This window comes from Streptomyces sp. TLI_55 (assembly GCF_900206255.1).
GTDB lineage: Bacteria > Actinomycetota > Actinomycetes > Streptomycetales > Streptomycetaceae > Streptomyces > Streptomyces aquilus.
Genome location: NZ_OAOJ01000001.1, coordinates 6,001,989 through 6,019,028 on the forward strand (window position 1 = coordinate 6,001,989; position 17,040 = coordinate 6,019,028).

The 17,040-nt window shown below is 70.2% G+C and carries 17 protein-coding genes; 6 read left to right on the forward strand and 11 right to left on the reverse strand.

Going from position 1 to position 17,040, the window contains the following annotated elements:
- Positions 1-43 precede the first annotated feature (43 nt).
- Positions 44-430 (reverse strand): hypothetical protein, encoded by a 387-nt coding sequence (locus tag CRP56_RS27830; protein WP_143664948.1) that lies wholly within the window; start codon positions 428-430, stop codon positions 44-46.
- An 81-nt stretch (positions 431-511) separates the two neighbouring features.
- Here CRP56_RS27830 and CRP56_RS47215 point away from each other — a divergent pair, with 81 nt between their 5' ends.
- A complete protein-coding gene (locus tag CRP56_RS47215; RefSeq protein ID WP_143664949.1) occupies positions 512-1,117 on the forward strand; it encodes a hypothetical protein in 606 nt (201 codons plus the stop codon).
- 88 nt (positions 1,118-1,205) lie between these two features.
- On the opposite strand, the gene CRP56_RS27835 is transcribed toward CRP56_RS47215, so the two are convergent.
- The 4 genes from CRP56_RS27835 to CRP56_RS27850 all read right to left on the reverse strand — a co-directional run bounded on the left by CRP56_RS27835 (position 1,206) and on the right by CRP56_RS27850 (position 7,457).
- The gene (locus CRP56_RS27835; protein ID WP_097268507.1) at positions 1,206-3,263 is read right to left on the reverse strand and encodes a SpoIIE family protein phosphatase; all 2,058 of its coding nucleotides are present in this window, start codon (positions 3,261-3,263) and stop codon (positions 1,206-1,208) included.
- 292 nt (positions 3,264-3,555) lie between these two features.
- Positions 3,556-4,248 carry a cytidylyl-2-hydroxypropylphosphonate hydrolase gene (gene fomD, locus CRP56_RS27840; protein WP_097268509.1) on the reverse strand — a complete coding sequence of 231 codons (693 nt, stop codon included), beginning with the start codon at positions 4,246-4,248 and terminating at the stop codon, positions 3,556-3,558.
- 72 nt (positions 4,249-4,320) lie between these two features.
- A complete protein-coding gene (locus CRP56_RS27845) occupies positions 4,321-5,706 on the reverse strand; it encodes a class II fumarate hydratase (protein ID WP_097268513.1) in 1,386 nt (461 codons plus the stop codon).
- Positions 5,707-5,789: 83 nt separating this feature from the next.
- Positions 5,790-7,457: a fumarate hydratase gene (locus tag CRP56_RS27850; protein WP_097268515.1), complete on the reverse strand. Its 1,668-nt coding sequence runs from the start codon at positions 7,455-7,457 to the stop codon at positions 5,790-5,792.
- Positions 7,458-7,641: 184 nt separating this feature from the next.
- Between CRP56_RS27850 and CRP56_RS27855 the strand changes: the two genes are divergently transcribed.
- Entirely contained in the window at positions 7,642-8,361 is a 720-nt protein-coding gene (locus CRP56_RS27855; RefSeq protein ID WP_097268517.1) for a DUF1707 SHOCT-like domain-containing protein, read from the forward strand.
- A gap of 185 nt (positions 8,362-8,546) precedes the next feature.
- Positions 8,547-8,924: a WhiB family transcriptional regulator gene (locus tag CRP56_RS27860; protein ID WP_097268519.1), complete on the forward strand. Its 378-nt coding sequence runs from the start codon at positions 8,547-8,549 to the stop codon at positions 8,922-8,924.
- Between the two features lie 83 nt (positions 8,925-9,007).
- On the opposite strand, the gene glpX is transcribed toward CRP56_RS27860, so the two are convergent.
- Positions 9,008-10,042, reverse strand: a complete 1,035-nt coding sequence (gene glpX / locus CRP56_RS27865) for a class II fructose-bisphosphatase (RefSeq protein WP_097268521.1) — start codon at positions 10,040-10,042, stop codon at positions 9,008-9,010.
- A 127-nt stretch (positions 10,043-10,169) separates the two neighbouring features.
- Here glpX and CRP56_RS27870 point away from each other — a divergent pair, with 127 nt between their 5' ends.
- Entirely contained in the window at positions 10,170-10,703 is a 534-nt protein-coding gene (locus tag CRP56_RS27870) for a DUF4245 domain-containing protein (RefSeq protein ID WP_097268524.1), read from the forward strand.
- Between the two features lie 64 nt (positions 10,704-10,767).
- On the opposite strand, the gene CRP56_RS27875 is transcribed toward CRP56_RS27870, so the two are convergent.
- The 4 genes from CRP56_RS27875 to CRP56_RS27890 all read right to left on the reverse strand — a co-directional run bounded on the left by CRP56_RS27875 (position 10,768) and on the right by CRP56_RS27890 (position 14,460).
- Entirely contained in the window at positions 10,768-11,358 is a 591-nt protein-coding gene (locus tag CRP56_RS27875; RefSeq protein WP_097268526.1) for a malonic semialdehyde reductase, read from the reverse strand.
- Positions 11,359-11,502: 144 nt separating this feature from the next.
- A complete protein-coding gene (locus CRP56_RS27880) occupies positions 11,503-11,739 on the reverse strand; it encodes an exodeoxyribonuclease VII small subunit (RefSeq protein ID WP_059192564.1) in 237 nt (78 codons plus the stop codon).
- Between the two features lie 9 nt (positions 11,740-11,748).
- Positions 11,749-12,957 (reverse strand): exodeoxyribonuclease VII large subunit, encoded by a 1,209-nt coding sequence (gene xseA / locus CRP56_RS27885; protein ID WP_097268528.1) that lies wholly within the window; start codon positions 12,955-12,957, stop codon positions 11,749-11,751.
- Between the two features lie 132 nt (positions 12,958-13,089).
- Positions 13,090-14,460 carry an APC family permease gene (locus tag CRP56_RS27890; protein ID WP_097268530.1) on the reverse strand — a complete coding sequence of 457 codons (1,371 nt, stop codon included), beginning with the start codon at positions 14,458-14,460 and terminating at the stop codon, positions 13,090-13,092.
- A 114-nt stretch (positions 14,461-14,574) separates the two neighbouring features.
- Here CRP56_RS27890 and CRP56_RS27895 point away from each other — a divergent pair, with 114 nt between their 5' ends.
- Together CRP56_RS27895 and ppgK are read left to right on the forward strand one after the other, a co-directional pair.
- On the forward strand, positions 14,575-15,576 hold the full coding sequence (locus CRP56_RS27895; protein WP_097268533.1) for a 4-hydroxy-3-methylbut-2-enyl diphosphate reductase: 1,002 nt from the start codon (positions 14,575-14,577) through the stop codon (positions 15,574-15,576).
- Between the two features lie 29 nt (positions 15,577-15,605).
- The gene (gene ppgK, locus CRP56_RS27900; protein WP_097268535.1) at positions 15,606-16,349 is read left to right on the forward strand and encodes a polyphosphate--glucose phosphotransferase; all 744 of its coding nucleotides are present in this window, start codon (positions 15,606-15,608) and stop codon (positions 16,347-16,349) included.
- Position 16,350: 1 nt separating this feature from the next.
- On the opposite strand, the gene CRP56_RS27905 is transcribed toward ppgK, so the two are convergent.
- Entirely contained in the window at positions 16,351-16,890 is a 540-nt protein-coding gene (locus CRP56_RS27905) for a DUF6542 domain-containing protein (protein ID WP_097268537.1), read from the reverse strand.
- Between the last annotated feature and the right edge of the window lie 150 nt (positions 16,891-17,040).

Consider the following 17,040-nt stretch of genomic DNA (forward strand, 5'->3'; position numbering starts at 1 on the left):
CATGCGCCCAGCCGTCGATGAACACGGTCGGCGCCTTGCGGTCTCAGGTGGTCCAGACGTCCTTGGTGTTGAGGGTGTTCCAGAGGAGACCGCCGGTGGGGGTGCCCTGCCAATCACCCAGGATGGCGCCGAAAGCGAAGTAGGCGTGTTCCGTGAGGTTGAGATTCACATAGCGCGTGGTCCCCTTGCCGTTGCTGTTCCAGTAGAAGTACTGGGTTTCGCCCCACTGGTACGTGCCGACCGCCGAGTGCCCGTCGGCTACTTCGTCGGTGATGTACATGTCGTCGCCGTACGCCACCCAGTCCACCTTGGCGCCTCGGTTGCCGATGCTGTAGACGGTCGCGTCCTCGGCGACGGCCGCGGTGACAGTGGTGGTCGCGATCGCCGCCGCCATGGCACCGACGACCGCAATACGCGCAAGTGATTTCATAAGTGTTCCCCCTCTTGTGTTCGGATAACCGTTCGGACGATAACCGGCGAATGATTGCGGAGGGAAGTATTCCGTGTAATTGTGGCCGGCATGAAGATATTGCGGGGAGCGGTTCTCGTCGTGCTGGCCGTAGCGTTTTCGGCGTCGATATCCGGTTGTGGACAGAATGACAAAGGCGACCCGGTCGGCGGTGCTGAGGAAAGCGCAGCTCAAGAGGTCCGTCAGGAGCCTTCCAGGGAGAAGCTGCTCACCGCGATGAAAGATGTGGCCGATGCCGGTAAGGGTTTCGCCCTCAAGGACGCGACGGCCCTGGGGCGATATGTCTACCATGGTCAGGTTGACGAATATATTGCCTGCTTCCGGAAAGAGGTTCCCAAACTTCAGGCCGTGGACCTTTATGCGGTACCCAAAGCAGAGAAATGCCCGGAGAAACTGGGGGCGAAAGCGGCGGCTCCGGAGTTTCCCGACCTCACCGGACATCGGGTCGACACATCCCTGGTGGACGCACTCGTGGCCGGTTATCGCCCGGATCGGGTAAAGGTGTTCAAGGCGGACGATCCCGAGACGCAGGTCACCGCTCCCGAACCGCTGGCGAAATGGCGGGTGTGCACACAGAGACCCGCGGCGGGCACGGAGTTCGACCGGTCGGCGGACGTGCGTCTGTACGTGGCCGAAGCGTGCCCGTGACGTGGACCGCGGCACCTCGTGACCCACGCGGAGAAGGGCGCCCGGTCTCCACCGGACGCCCTTCTCCGCCTGCGAGGCACTGGGCGGCCTAGCCGCCCCGGTTCAGCTCGAACCAGACGACCTTCCCGGTGCTCAGCCGGGTCGCCCCCCACCGGCGCGCCAGCCGGTTGACGAGGTACAGGCCGCGGCCGCCCTCGTCCGTGGCCCGCGCCTGGCGCAGCCGGGGCAACTGGGGCACGTCGTCGCCCACTTCGCAGCGCAGCACATCGGTCCGCAGCAGCCGCAGCGTCACCGGTCGTGAGGTGTAGCGCACCGCGTTGGTGACGACCTCGCTGACCAGCAGCTCCACCGAGTCGCTCATCTCCTCCAGGCCCCAGCGCGACAAGGCCCGCCGGGCCAGTCGCCGGGCGCGGCCGGGTGCCGCGTCCTCCGGCTCCAGGAACCAGTACGCCACGTCGCTGGGCGCGATCCCGTCGAAGCGGGCGGCGAGCAGCGCGATGTCGTCGTCCCGGTCGCCGGGGCCGAGCATGTCGAGCACCTCGTCGCAGAGGGCCTCCAGCGGCGGCGGATGGTCGGGGCCGGTCAGCTGAGCGGTCGCGGCGAGCTTCTCCCGCAACTGCTCTATACCGGTCCACACGTCCCGCAGCCGGGACTCGACGAGCCCGTCCGTGTACAGGAGCAGGGTCGCTCCGGCCGGGGCGTCCAGCTCCACGGCCTCGAAGTCGACGCCGCCGACACCGATCGGGGCGCCCGGAGGCACCCGCAGCACCTCGGCCCGGCCACCGAGGTGGAGCAGGACCGGCGGCGGATGCCCGGCGTTGGCGATGGTGATCCGGTGCGAGACCGGGTCGTAGACGGCGTACAGGCAGGTCGCCATCCGGTCCGTGCCGAGCCGCTGCGCCTGCTCGTCGAGGTGGTGGAGCACCTCCTGCGGGGGCAGATCGAGCCCGGCCAGCGTCTGGGCGGTGGTGCGCAGCTGGCCCATGATCGCGGCCGAGGTCATGGAGTGACCCATCACGTCACCGACGACCAGCGCGACGCGGCTGCCCGGCAGCGGGATGGCGTCGTACCAGTCGCCGCCCACGCGCGCGGTCTCGGCGGCCGGCAGATAGCGCGAGGCCAGCCGGACGCCGGTGGGGCGCGGGAGGGTCTCCGGCAGCATCGTGCGCTGGAGTTCGTCGGCGATGTAGGCCTCACGGCCGTACAGCACCGCCTTGTCGATGCCCAGCGCGCTGTGCGTGGCGAGCTGGGCGGCGACCAGGAGGTCGTCCGGCTCGAACGCGATGCGGTCCGGGCGGCGCAGGAACAGCGCGGCGCCGATCACCCGGCGCCGGCCGCGCAGCGGGGCGAGGATCGCCCGCTGACCGGCGGGCACGATCAACTCGCCGCCCTCGCCGAGCAGTTCGGGCAGTGCGGCGCGGGCCGCGGGAGAGTCCGTGAAGACCGGGCGGACGCCCCGCAGCACCTCGGCGAGCGCACCGCCCGTCCGCACCTCGCACAGCTCGGCGGTGACGGCCGACAGCTCGGTCAGCTCCGTCGGCTCCGGCTGGAGCGCGGGCGAGACGAAACCGCCCTCGGTGTCCCGCTCCTCCGGGATGCGGTCCGTGCGGCGCAGCCGCAGCACCAGCGGGCCGGTGGGCCGCTCGTCGCCGACCGGCAGCGGGTCGCGCAGATAGACCAGGATCGCGTCGGAGAACGTCGGCACGGTCGCCCGGCACAGCCCCATCACGATCTCGTCGAGGTCGATGCCGCGGGCGATCCGCCGGGTCGCCGCGCCCACGAAGCGCAGCCGGTCCCCGTCCCGTCGCATCGGCGTCGGACGGCCGGGCGGCTGGCCCTGTCCGGTACGCCGCTCACTGGACGCGGAGTCGCCCCCGGTCTGGGCCGGGATCACGTCGGGCAGCTCGGACACGGGCCTCGGTCGATGGGTGTCGGGCTCGGCGGCGACCGTGGGCTGGGAGTGCTCGGGGTCGCTGCCGGGCGGCGGTGTGGTCATGTCGGATCCGGGAGCGGGCGTCTCACCGGCGCGGGCTTGTACCGGTAAGGCGTTGTACGGGGGCGTGGAGGCACGCAGGAGCGCCCCGCGGGGGTCCGCGGGGTCGGCGCCCGTCTGGGGGCGCTCGAAGGAGGTGGGCTGCTCCGTCACGCGTGTCGATTCCGTCCGTTGGGGGCTGCGCGCCGCGCGTGCAGTTCGTCCCGCAGAAATGCCGATACCCGGATTACCTGCCCCAGGAACGGAATTCCCGCGTGGTCAGAGGCAGTTCCTGTGCCACGGCCGGACCGTCCGACCGCGTCCGTGTTGCCGTCGTACCCCTCGATCACGTCCTGCCGCCCCTCGGTGACGAATGGTCAAGCTCAGTGCGCGCTCCGGTAGTTGCCGCCGCGCGCTCTTGCGGAGGACGATCCTACGTTTGTTGCCCGGGGGCGCATCAAGGGTCTCATGAGGACACGTGCGCGGGCGTACGGTCCCAGTCATCCGGGAGCAACGGTACGGCCCACGACGGATCCGGGCGCCAGTGCTGCCAGCCGTCGGCGTACGGCCGGCCCCAGGCGCGGATCACCTCCACCGCGGACCGGCCCGCCGCCAGCACCTGTTCGGCCTGTCCGGCGTCCATCAGGCCGTCCCGCTGGGCCTGCGCGAACTCGTCCTCGTCACGCCAGTGCCAACTGCGGTCCGGGTGCACGGAGATGTCCAGGAAGTGGTCCTCGGAGTCCACCCCGCCGTCCCAACGGGTCAGCGGCGTCTCAAGATTCACATACCAGTTCTTGAACTGCCAGCCCGGCTCCCAGAACAGCCACACCGACCAGGGCTCGCCGGGCCGCGCCAGCTTCAGCACGCCCGTGCCGAACCAGCGGTCGCGCTGGACGGCACGGGGCTTGGTGTACCGCGTCTCCAGCGGCTCCGCGTGCACGGGCGTGCCGTCGGCGAGCACCGGCTTCACGCACTCGGTCCCCGGCGCCATCCACACGGCGAGCAGCTCGGGGTCGTCCCGTACGACGGTCACAGGGCGTGCGATGTGGAAGCGCTCGCCGCCGTTCTCCCGGTAGCGCCACAGGATCTGACTCCCGGGCTCCCAGAAGGACGCCGCCGTACCCGCTTCCGCCGCTCTCACCGCTCCACCCTCTGCCATGCACAGATATTAGGTGCCATGGCCATACGACGCTGCGGCACGCGTCACGGTTCTCCGGTGCGGCATTTCTTGTTACGGATGCGTCATCCGCAGGACATCCAGCGCCTCGTCGAGCTGTTCGAGGGTGAGATTCCCGCGTTCCACGTACCCGCCCTCCAGGACGACTTGGCGAATGGTCTTGCGTTCCGCGAGCGCCTTCTTGGCGACCTTGGCGGCCTCCTCGTACCCGATGTACTTGTTGAGCGGGGTGACGACGGAGGGTGACGACTCGGCGTACTCACGCGCGCGTTCGCGGTGCGCGACGATCCCGTCGACGGTCCGGTCGGCGAGCAGCCGGGAGACGTTGGCGAGCAGCCTGATGGATTCGAGCACGTTCTTCGCGATGACCGGCAGCATCACGTTGAGCTCGAAGTTCCCGGCGGCGCCTGCCGTGGCCACGGTGGCGTCGTTGCCTACGACCTGGGCGGAGACCATGAGCACGGCCTCCGGGATGACGGGGTTGACCTTTCCCGGCATGATCGAGGACCCCGGCTGAAGGTCGGGGAGCGAGATCTCGGCGAGCCCGGTCCGCGGCCCCGAGGCCATCCACCGCAGATCATTGGCGATCTTCGTCAGCCCGACCGCGATGGTCCGCAGCTGCCCGCTGGTCTCGACGATCCCGTCCCGCGCGCCCTGCGCCTCGAAGTGGTCGCGGGCCTCGGTCAGCGGCAGCCCGGTGACCTGGGCGACCTCCTCGATGACGGCGGCGGAGAAGCCGGGCGGCGTGTTGATGCCGGTCCCGACGGCGGTCCCGCCCAGCGGCAGCTCGGCGAGCCGGGGAAGGGACGCGTAGAGCCGCTCCACGCCGTACCGCACCTGGGCGGCGTACCCGCCGAACTCCTGCCCCAGGGTCACCGGCGTGGCGTCCATGAGGTGGGTCCGCCCGGACTTCACGACGTCGGCGAACTCGTCCGCCTTGCGCCCGAGGGAGCCGGCGAGATGCTCCAGGGCCGGGATGAGATCACGGGTGACGGCGGCGGTGGCGGCGATGTGGATGGAGGACGGGAAGACGTCGTTGGACGACTGCGAGGCGTTGACGTGGTCGTTGGGATGCACGTCCCGGCCCAGCCGCTCGGTGGCGAGGGTGGCGATGACCTCGTTGGTGTTCATGTTGGACGAGGTGCCGGACCCGGTCTGGAACACATCGATGGGGAAATGCTCGTCCCAGTCCCCGCGGGCGACCTCCTCGGCCGCCTCCTGGATCGCCTCGGCGACGTCCTTGTCGAGCACTCCCAGCCGCCCGTTGACCTTGGCGGCGGCCCCCTTGATCCGCGCGAGCGCCTCGATGTGCGCCCGCTCGATCCGCTGCCCGGAGATGGGAAAGTTCTCGACGGCCCGCTGCGTCTGCGCCCGCCACTTGGCGTCGACGGGAACGCGGACCTCGCCCATGGAGTCGTGCTCGATGCGGTATTCGCTCATGCCGGGTACAGCGTGGGGGAGCGGGCGGTTGTTCCGGGGTTGGGCCGCCCGGGGGCGACAAACCCCCGGGTGGACCCGGCGTGCTACGCCAGCCCAGGCCCCCGCACCGGAATCGTCGTGAACGTCGGTGCGGGCGCCGGGTCCTGGAAGAAGTCGTTGCCCTTGTCGTCGACCACGATGAACGCCGGGAAGTCCTCGACCTCGATCTTCCAGACCGCCTCCATGCCGAGCTCCTCGTACTCGACGACCTCGACCTTCTTGATGCAGTCCTGGGCGAGGCGCGCGGCGGGGCCGCCGATGGAGCCGAGGTAGAAGCCGCCGTGGGTGTCGCAGGCCTTGGTGACCTGGGCGGACCGGTTGCCCTTGGCCAGCATGACCTTCGAGCCGCCCGCCGCCTGGAACTGCTCGACGTAGGAGTCCATACGGCCGGCCGTCGTCGGACCGAAGGAACCGGAGGCGTACCCCTCGGGCGTCTTCGCCGGGCCCGCGTAGTACACCGGGTGGTCCTTCAGGTACTGCGGCATCTCCTCACCCGCGTCGAGCCGCTCCTTGATCTTGGCGTGCGCGATGTCACGGGCGACGACGAGCGGGCCGGAGAGGGACAGGCGGGTCTTGACCGGGTACTTCGTCAGCTCGGCGAGGATCGACTCCATCGGCTGGTTCAGGTCGATCTTGACGACGTCGCCGGCCTCGTCGAGGTGCTCGTCCGTCGTCTCCGGCAGGAACCGCGCCGGGTCCGTCTCCAGCTGCTCCAGGAAGACACCCTCGGCCGTGATCTTCGCGACCGCCTGGCGGTCGGCGGAGCAGGAGACGGCGATGGCGACCGGACAGGACGCGCCGTGGCGGGGGAGGCGCACCACCCGTACGTCGTGGCAGAAGTACTTGCCGCCGAACTGCGCTCCGATCCCGATCTTCTGCGTCAGCTCGAAGACCTTCTCCTCCAGCTCCTTGTCCCGGAAGCCGTGTCCGAGCTCCGAGCCCTCGGCCGGGATCTCGTCCAGGTAGTGCGCGGAGGCGTACTTCGCCGTCTTCAGGGCGTACTCGGCGCTGGTACCGCCGACCACGATCGCCAGGTGGTACGGCGGGCAGGCGGCCGTACCCAGCGAACGGATCTTCTCCTCCAGGAACTTCATCATGGAGGCCTCGTTCAGGACGGCCTTGGTCTCCTGGTAGAGGAAGGACTTGTTGGCGCTGCCGCCGCCCTTCGCCATGAACAGGAACTTGTAGGCGCCGCCGTCGGTGGCGTACAGCTCGATCTGGGCCGGGAGGTTCGAGCCCGTGTTCTTCTCGTCCCACATGGTCAGCGGGGCCATCTGCGAGTAGCGCAGGTTCAGGTTCAGGTAGGCGTCGTAGATGCCCTTCGACAGGGCCGCCTCGTCACCGCCCTCGGTGAGGACGTTCTGGCCGCGCTTGCCCATCACGATCGCCGTACCGGTGTCCTGGCACATCGGCAGGACGCCCGCCGCCGCGATGTTCGCGTTCTTCAGCAGGTCGAGGGCCACGAACTTGTCGTTGCTCGACGCCTCGGGGTCGTCGATGATCCGGCGCAGCTGGGCCAGGTGGGCCGGGCGCAGATAGTGCTGGATATCGTGGATGGCCTCTTCGGCGAGCTTGCGCAGCGCCTCCGGCTCGACCTTGAGGAACGTGCGCCCGTCGGCCTCGAAGGTGGAGACACCCTCGGAGGTCACCAGCCGGTAGGGGGTGGTGTCCTCTCCCATGGGGAGCAGATCGGTGTACGCGAACTCAGGCATCTCAGCCCATTCCTCACTCGACGACGGCGGCCGGCCTCCGTTGGCAGGCCTCACCAGCCTAGAACCTGTCCGAGGCGGGAAGCTTGTGAGGTAAGGCTCAGTTCGCCGGGCACCCGGTTTTCCACAGGCGCCCGGTTTCCCACAGGCCTAGTCGCGATCTATCGCGTTTGGGTACGCTGCTGCCGTGGACCTTCAGAAGCAGGACCTGCAGCAGCCGACCCCGTCCGCCGCCACCGCCACGCGCCCCGCCGACCTGCGCGCCTCCGACGCCGACCGCGACCGCGTCGCGGACATCCTGCGCGAGGCGCTCGCCGAGGGCCGCCTCACCGCCGACGAGCACGCCGAGCGGGTCGAGGGTGTGCTGGCCGCCAAGACCGTGGGCGAGCTGGACGCCTTCATCCAGGACCTGCCGGCCGCGCACGCCCACCGGGAGACGGCGACGACGTACACCGTGGCCCCGAACCGCCCGACCGCGGGCGCCGTCCCGGTCGACCCCGACGAGAACGTGGTGGCGGTGTTCAGCACCGCCGTCCGCAAGGGCCGTTGGCGCGCGGGCCGCCGTATCCACGCGTACGCGATCTTCGGCAGCGTCGAGATCGACCTCAGCGAGGCCCTCTTCGAGTACCAGCAGGTCGTGGTCAAGGCGATCTCGGTCTTCGGCAGCATCGAGGTCCGCGTCCCGGAGAACGTGTCGCTGCGCGGCACCGGCGGCGGCGTCCTCGGCAACTTCGAGGTGCACACGCTGGACGCGGCCGACCCCGAGGCCCCGGTGGTCTACGTGGACGGCTGGGCCGTCCTCGGGAACATCGAGGGCAGGCCCCGGCGCGGCAGGCTCGTCGCGGACATTCTCGATCGCGTCCAGCACAAGGTCGACAGGAGTTTGCGCAAACACCTGGACCGTTGACGGTTGTGAATCCGGGGCCGCCCGAGGGGAGTTGGTCCACCCACAGTCCGCTCACAGCCCACTCGGGGTCCCGCGCGGCACCACCCGGAATCCAGCGGTTCGGAACTCAGTGCATAGGCACGCGTACAACGGGTAGGCCTTGCTGCATCGTCTCTCGCTCGCGAAGCCGTCGTCAGGAGTAGACCGTGCTGCAACCGCCGCATTCGTCCCTGCAGGTAGCTGTTGTTCCGGCTCAGCGGGTGCCAGTGCGAGACAGGGACCAAGACGCACCATGGCACACCGAGGCGGTGTGCCGCCGCGACGAGGCCGGCCTGTTCTTCGCCCCCTCCAAAGAACCCACCGCGGCGCGGCTTTCCCGCGAAGAGGCCGCGAAGCGGGTCTGCGCCCGCTGTCCCGTCATGGTCGAGTGCCGCGAGCACGCCCTCCTGCAACCCGAGCCCTACGGCGTCTGGGGCGGCCTGACCGCCGCGGAACGCCGAGTGGTCCTGGCCCGGCGCCGCCGTCGCGAGATGGAACTGAAGAAGGCGGCCAGGACGGCGGACCGCATAGCGCAGGCCGGCTAGACAGCAACGACAAGGGGCGCCCCCACCGCACCGGGGGCGCCCTTTGTGATCACCGGGGCCCGCAAGGCCCTTGGTGTGTCTGCCTACTTCGCCCGGTCAAAGTCGATCGCGCTGTAAGCCCGCAGCTTGCTCAACCGGTGCTCCGAGTCGATCCTGCGCACCGTCCCCGACTTCGACCGCATCACGATCGAGTCGGTCGTGGCGGTCTCCGACCGGTACCGCACACCCCGCAGCAACTCCCCGTCCGTGATCCCGGTGGCGACGAAGAACACGTTGTCCCCGGCGACCAGGTCGTCGGTCATCAGCACCCGGTCGAGATCGTGCCCGGCGTCGACCGCCCGGGCCCGCTCCTCGTCGTCCTTCGGCCACAACTTGCCCTGGATCGTGCCCCCGAGGCACTTCACCGCGCAGGCCGAGATGATCCCCTCGGGCGTGCCGCCGATGCCCAGCAGCATGTCGACGCCGGTGCCCTCGCGGAGCGCGTAGATGGAGCCCGCCACGTCACCGTCGGAGATCAGCTTGATCCGCGCGCCGGCCTCGCGGATCTCCTTGATGATCCCCTCGTGCCGCGGCCGGTCGAGGATGACCACCGTCACGTCCTCCGGCGTGGACCGCTTCGCCTTGGCGACCCGCCGGATGTTCACGGACACCGGCGCGTTGATGTCGACGAAGTCGGCGGCCTCGGGACCGGTGACGAGCTTGTCCATGTAGAACACGGCGGACGGGTCGAACATCGACCCCCGGTCGGCCGCGGCCAGCACGGAGATCGCGTTCGGCATGCCCTTGGCCGCCAGCGTCGTACCGTCGATCGGGTCGACGGCGATGTCGCACTCGGGACCGGTGCCGTCACCGACCCGCTCGCCGTTGAAGAGCATCGGCGCCTCGTCCTTCTCGCCCTCACCGATGACGACCACGCCGTTCATCGACACGGTGGAGACGAGGGTCCGCATGGCGCGCACCGCGACGCCGTCGGCGCCGTTCTTGTCGCCGCGCCCGACCCAGCGGCCCGCGGCCATGGCGGCGGCTTCGGTCACCCGGACGAGTTCCAGGGCGAGGTTGCGGTCGGGGGCTTCACTGGGGACTTCGAGCTCGGACGGCAGATGATGATGCTCGGTCATCGAGGCGCACCTTTCTGATACGACGACGGCCGGATGAGGGTTCGATCCTCGACTCTATCGTCAGTCCGACAAAATGAGCAGGGGACCCCACGGATGAGCGGGCCGGGCACCTGCGACGATAGGGGGCGTGGCAGGTTCGAACGGCAGAAGCGGCAAGCAGAAGACGGTCCGGGACATGGTGCTCTCCCTGGGCCTGATCGGTCTCATGGCAGGGGTCATCTACCTGTTCATCCCGCACGACGACTCCGATCCCGAGGTGAAGCGGGTCGACTACCGCGTCGAGCTGCTCACGGCGCGTCGCGCGGCCTCGTACCCGGTGCTCGCGCCGGAGGGTCTGTCCGCGGACTGGAAGGCGACCTCCGTCCGGTACGACGGCGCCGACGACGAGTCCTGGCACCTGGGCTTCTCCACTCCGGGCGGTGAGTACGCCCAGATCGAGCAGTCGGCGACGAAGAAGCCGGACGAGTTCATCGACACCGCCAGCCAGGGCGGCGAGGAGACGAAGACCACCGCGGAGATCGGCGGCCGCACCTGGACCCGCTACGACGGCGGCCGCTACGACGCGCTCGTGCACGAGGGTGACGACGCGACGACCGTCCTGGCCGGCACCGGCGGCTACGACCAGCTGGCGCAGCTGGCGAAGGCGCTCAAGGACAAGTGACCGGACGCGCATGAGGAAGGCCCCCGGCATCACATGCCGGGGGCCTTCCTCATGCGCGGGTGGGTCAGACCGTCGTGACGACGTCGTCGTAGGCGAGGCGCGGCGAGCGCGGGTACGCGGCGTTCTCGCCCGGCTTGCCGATGTTGACGACCATCAGCGGGGTGTGGTCGCCGTCGAGGAACTCCTTGCGGACGCCCTCGTGGTCGAAGCCGGTCATCGGGCCGGCGGCGAGACCGGCGGCGCGGACGCCGACGATGAAGTACGCGGCCTGGAGGGCGGCGTTCATGCGGGCGGCGGACTCACGGGCCGGGCGCTCGCTGAAGAAGAGGTCCTTGGCCTGCGGGAAGGCCGGGAACAGGGTCGGCAGCTCCTCGTGGAACTCGTTGTCCGCGGAGAGGATCGCGACCAGCGGGGCGGTGGCCGTCTTGGGCTGGTTGCCCTCGGCCATGTGCTGCACCAGGCGCTCGCGGGCCTCGGCGGAGCGGACCAGGGTGATGCGCAGCGGGGTCTGGTTGAAGGCGGTCGGGCCGAACTTGACCAGGTCGTAGATCGCCTGGACCTGCTCGTCCGTCACCGGCTCGTCGGTGAAGGCGTTCGCGGTGTGGGCCTCGCGGAACAGCAGGTCCTGGGCGGCGGGGTCAAGAACGAGAGACATACGGGGGCTTCCTCGGCTGTAGCCTGGGTCCGTTACCGGACCGCGGTCCGTTTCGGCTGACAGGCATGACCGTACGCCAGTAAATTTCAAGGTTCAACCAAAAGCGGGGCCTAGTGATCCGCTTCACAGTGAACGGTCTGTCGACTACTCGCCGGCTTCCTGGTCCTCGGCCTCCTCTTCCTCCGCCAGCGCCGCGTCCAGCCGCGCTCGCGCCCCCTCCAGCCAGCGCCGGCACACCTTGGCCAGCTCCTCGCCCCGCTCCCAGAGCGCGAGGGACTCCTCCAGCGTCGTACCGCCCGCCTCCAGCCGTCGTACGACGTCGATCAGCTCGTCGCGCGCCTGCTCGTAGCCGAGCGCCTCATCCACCTTGCTGCTGGTCATGCGCCCACCCTAAGAGTCGACTCGGACACTGAACTCACCCTCGGACACCCGCGCCCGCAGCACCTCGTCGCCGGTGACCTCCTCCGGGTCGCGCACGACATGGCCGTCGGCCTTCTGCAGGACCGCGTACCCGCGCTTCAGGGTCGCCGCGGGCGACAGGGCGACCACGCGCGCGTGCGTGTGCGTCAGCTCGGACTCGGCACGGTCGAGGTGGTGCCCGAGACAGCGCCGGGTCCGGTCGACCAGGGAGGCCACCTGGTCGGCGCGCTCGTCGATCATGCGGTGCGGGTCCTCTATCGCCGGCCGGGCCAGCGCGTGCGCCAGCCCGCGCTCCTCCCGCTCGATGAACCCCTCCACACACCGCCGCGCGCGGTCCCGCAGCATCCGCACCCGCTCGAACTCCTCGCCCACGTCCGGTACGACCTTCTTGGCGGCGTCGGTGGGCGTGGAGGCGCGCAGGTCGGCGACGTAGTCGAGGAGCGGGGTGTCCGGCTCGTGCCCGATCGCGGAGACGACCGGGGTGCGGCAGTCGGCGACGGTCCTGACGAGCTGCTCGTCGGAGAACGGCAGCAGATCCTCGACGCTGCCGCCGCCCCGCGCGACGATGATCACGTCCACCGCGTCGATCTCGTCCAGCTCCTTGACCGCCTGCACGACCTGCGGCACCGCGTGCACACCCTGCACCGGCACGTTGCGCACCTCGAAGCGGACGGCGGGCCAGCGGTGCCGCGCGTTCTCCAGCACGTCCCGCTCGGCGGCCGACGCCCGCCCGCACACCAGGCCGATGAGCTGCGGCAGGAACGGCAGCGGCTTCTTCCGCTCGGCCGCGAACAGCCCCTCCGCGGCCAGCGCCTTCTTCAACTGCTCAAGACGCGCGAGCAGTTCACCGACGCCCACGGGCCTTATCTCGGCGGCCCGCAGCGACAGCTGCCCCCGCGGCGCGTACCACTCCGGCTTCGCCAGCACGACGACCCGCGCGCCCTCGCTCACCACGTCGGCGACCGCGTCGAACACCTGCCGGTAGCAGGTGACGCTCACCGAGATGTCGTACGAGGGGTCGCGCAGCGTCAGGAAGACGACGCCGGCGCCGGGGCGGCGGGAGAGCTGGGTGATCTGGCCCTCCACCCACACGGCCCCGAGCCGGTCGATCCAGCCCCCGATGAGCCGCGACACCTCACCGACGGGGATGGGGGATTCCGCGGACGTGTTCACAGCCATGCCGGTGAGCGTAACCGCAGGCACCGACATCGATGCGGCGCGCCGAGGCCGGAAAGCGGACCGTATGGGCACGGCGTCGCCGCAGGGGTCCTCACCAGGCCTGAGGAAGGTCCCCAGGGCAGCGTGAGGGCCTCACCCGTCGACACCCACCCGCCCCCGCTGCCCGACCAGCACCGCCACCCCCACCACGAACCACACCGCCCCCACCACCTGCGCCGCCTCCGACGCCTCCACGATCACCGCGATCGTGATCGCCGCGCCCGCCACCGGCATCGCCACATGCCGCCACCAGCTCACCGGGCCCCCGGCCCGCCGTACCGCGAACCAGCTGACCACGCTCGCGTGCAGCAGCGTGAACGCCGTCAGCGCGCCGATGTCGACCACCGACACGAGATGGTCCATGCCGTCGTCCCGCCGGGCCGCCCACACGGCCGCGACCAGCGTGATCACGGCCGCGACCAGCAGCGCCACCCGTGGCACGCCCGAGTCCGTCTTGGCCAGGGCCTTCGGCAGACGCCGGTCCCGGCCCATCGCGAACAGCAGCCGCCCCGCCGCGGCCTGTCCCGCCAGCGCCGCGAACGCCGCGCCGATGGCCTTGCTGACGGCCACCAGGTCGTGCAGCCAGGTGCCGACCGACACGTCGACGGCGTCGTAGAAGGCGGAGCCCTGCTTGCCCGGGTCGGCGGCCAGCTCGGCGGACGTGACCGGCTCCAGGAGCGCCACCAGATACGTCTGCGCCACGAACAGCACACCCGCCAAGGCCAGGCAGAACAGCACGGCCCGCGCCACCTTCTCCGAGCCGCCGGTGACCTCCTCGGCGAAGGACGCGATCGCGTCGAAGCCCAGATAGGAGAGGACCGCCACCGACACCGCCCCGATCACCGCCGTCAGCGCGAACGCCCCCTGCGTGCCGTCCCCCGACAGCGGCGACAGCCAGCCGCGTTCCGCGCCGTCACGCGCGAGGACCACGACCGCGGAGACCACGAACACCAGCAGGACCACGATCTCCATCGCCAGCACCAGGAACCCGACCCGGGCCGCCGCCCGTACGCCCCACAGATTCAGCAGGGTCGTGACGACGACCGCGAGGGCCGTCCACACCCACCGCGACACCTCCGGGACCAGCGCGTTCATCGCGATCCCGGAGAACAGATAGGCCACCGCCGGGATGAGGAGGTAGTCCAGCATCGCCATCCACCCGGCGACGAACCCCGCGTCCTTGCCGAGCGCCACGCGCGCGTAGGCGTACACCGAGCCCGCGCGGGGGACCACCCGCACCATCTGCGCGTAGCTGAAAGCGGTGAACGCCATCGCCACCGTGGCCACGACATAGACGAGCGCGACCGCGCCGTGCGACTTGGCGTCCAGCGTGCCGAACACGCCGACGGGCGCCATGGGGGCGATGAAGAGCAGCCCGTAGACCACCAGATCCCGGAAGCCAAGACTGCGTCGCAGGTCGTGGCCCGTGTCGGGCGCTCGGTTCGCCGTGTCGGTCTCGGACATCGATGCCTCCGCCGGTCGCCAGTCGTCGCGCCTTCCCCGTCCTTCACACTTCCCGGCCAGTCTCGCCGCAGGCACGCTCAAGGACCGCTCGAGCGCGGCCTTACGATGGGACGCATGACTGCTTCGCCTGGCCGCCGTGTCCTGCTCGCCGCCCCCCGGGGCTACTGCGCGGGCGTGGACCGCGCCGTGATCGCCGTCGAGAAAGCCCTGGAGCAGTACGGCGCTCCGGTGTACGTCCGGCACGAGATCGTCCACAACAAGTACGTCGTGCAGACCCTGGAGAGGAAGGGCGCCATCTTCGTCGAGCGCACGGAGGAGGTGCCGCCCGGGAACATCGTCATGTTCTCGGCGCACGGCGTCGCCCCCGCCGTCCACGAGGAGGCCGCGCGCGGCAAGCTCGCCACCATCGACGCCACCTGCCCCCTGGTCACCAAGGTCCACAAGGAAGCCGTCCGCTTCGCGGGCGAGGACTACGACATCCTCCTGATCGGACACGAGGGTCACGAAGAGGTCATCGGCACGTCCGGCGAGGCCCCCGACCACATCCAGCTCGTCGACGGCCCCGCCGACGTCGCCAAGGTCGAGGTCCGCGACGAGTCGAAGGTGGTCTGGCTGTCCCAGACGACCCTGTCCGTCGACGAGACGATGGAGACCGTCGACGCGCTCAAGGAGAAGTTCCCGCAGCTCATCTCCCCGCCCAGCGACGACATCTGCTACGCCACGCAGAACCGTCAGCTCGCGGTGAAGCAGATGGGCGCCGAGGCCGAGCTGGTCATCGTGGTCGGCTCCCGCAACTCCTCCAACTCCAAGCGCCTGGTGGAGGTCGCCAAGCTGGCGGGCTCCCGCGAGGCCTACCTCGTCGACTTCGCGAGCGAGATCGACGAGGCCTGGCTGGAGGGCGTGACCACGGTCGGCGTCACGTCCGGCGCGTCCGTGCCCGAGGTGCTGGTCGAAGAGGTCCTGGAGTTCCTCGCCGAGCGCGGTTACGGCGACGTCGAGCTGGTGAAGGCGGCCGAGGAGTCCATCACCTTCTCGCTGCCCAAGGAGCTGCGCCGCGATCTGCGCGAGGAGGCCGCGGCCCTGGTCGCGGAGCGCAAGGGCACCTCCGGGGAGTGACCGTCAGTCGTCCGTCGTAACGTAGGGCCATGCAGATCTTCGGCGTGGACATCGGCGGTTCTGGGATCAAGGGCGCCCCTGTGGACCTGGCGAGGGGCGACCTCGCCCAGGAGCGCCACAAGGTGCTCACCCCGCACCCGGCGACTCCGGACTCGGTGGCGGACGGTGTGAAGGAGGTCGTCGACCACTTCGGGTGGACGGGACCGGTCGGGCTGACCTTCCCGGGCGTGGTCACCGGCGGTGCCACGATCCGTACGGCGGCCAATGTCGACAAGAGCTGGATCGACACCGACGCGCGTGCGCTGTTCAGCGAGCGGCTCGGCGGTCTGCCGGTGACGGTGGTCAACGACGCGGACGCGGCGGGCGTCGCCGAGATGGAGTTCGGCGCCGGTCACGGCCGTCACGGCACCGTCATCCTGCTGACCTTCGGCACCGGCATCGGCAGCGCGCTCTTCGTCGACGGTGTCCTCGTCCCCAACACCGAGCTGGGCCACCTCGAACTGCACGGCCACGACGCCGAGAAGCGTGCCTCCAGCAAGGCCAGGGAGGACGGCGAGCTGACCTGGGAGCACTGGGCCCACCGGGTCCAGAAGTACCTCGCCCATGTCGAGATGCTGTTCTCGCCGGAGCTGTTCGTCATCGGCGGCGGCGTCAGCCGCAAGGCGGACAAGTTCCTGCCGCACATCGAGGGCATCAAGGCGGAGATCGTCCCGGCGCAGTTGCAGAACAACGCGGGGATCGTGGGAGCGGCGATGCGGGCGGCGAAGCGGTAGCTCAGCCGGGGCGGCGGTTCGCCTGACGCCGACGGGCCATCAGGCGGACCTTCCGTACGGTCACGATGAGACCGGCGATCAGCGTCCCCCCGTACAGCCACCCGGCCTGGGTGGCGAGGGCGGTCACCAGGCCCATCAGGCGGCCCCCGAACCCCTCCCCGTCGGTGACCGGCACCAGGCCGGCCGCGAAGGCGATCGGCACCACCACGGGCGCGGTCGCGAGATCGCCGCGCCGGACCCAGACGGCCGTCAGCACGCACACCGGCAGGAACAGCACCCCGTACGCCGTCAGCGACGAGCCGAACAGCAGTGCGTTCAGGGCGCCGAGCGCGAGCATGGCCGCCATGCAGAACAGGCCGCCGCCGAGTCCGGTGAGCCGTGGGTTGGGGAAGCGGCGGACCGCCTGGACCACCGGTGGGGCCGGGCGTCGTACGGGCGCCGCCGCGGCAGGACGGCGCCCGCCGCGGGCCGCCTGCGGGGGCAGGGAAGGCCTCTCGCGGCGCGCTCGGATGTGCGGGGGTCGCGTCCTGTGTTGCTCCACCGGACCAACTTAGGTCGGTTTATGTGCAGAATCCCGCCTCAGACACGCCGAGGGGCGGACCTTGGCCAAGCGTTCGACTCGTCGCCGGGGCGGGGCCGTGCACGCCGTAGACTGGTGGATCGGCCCGCCAGGGCAGGCCCCAGCTCTCCT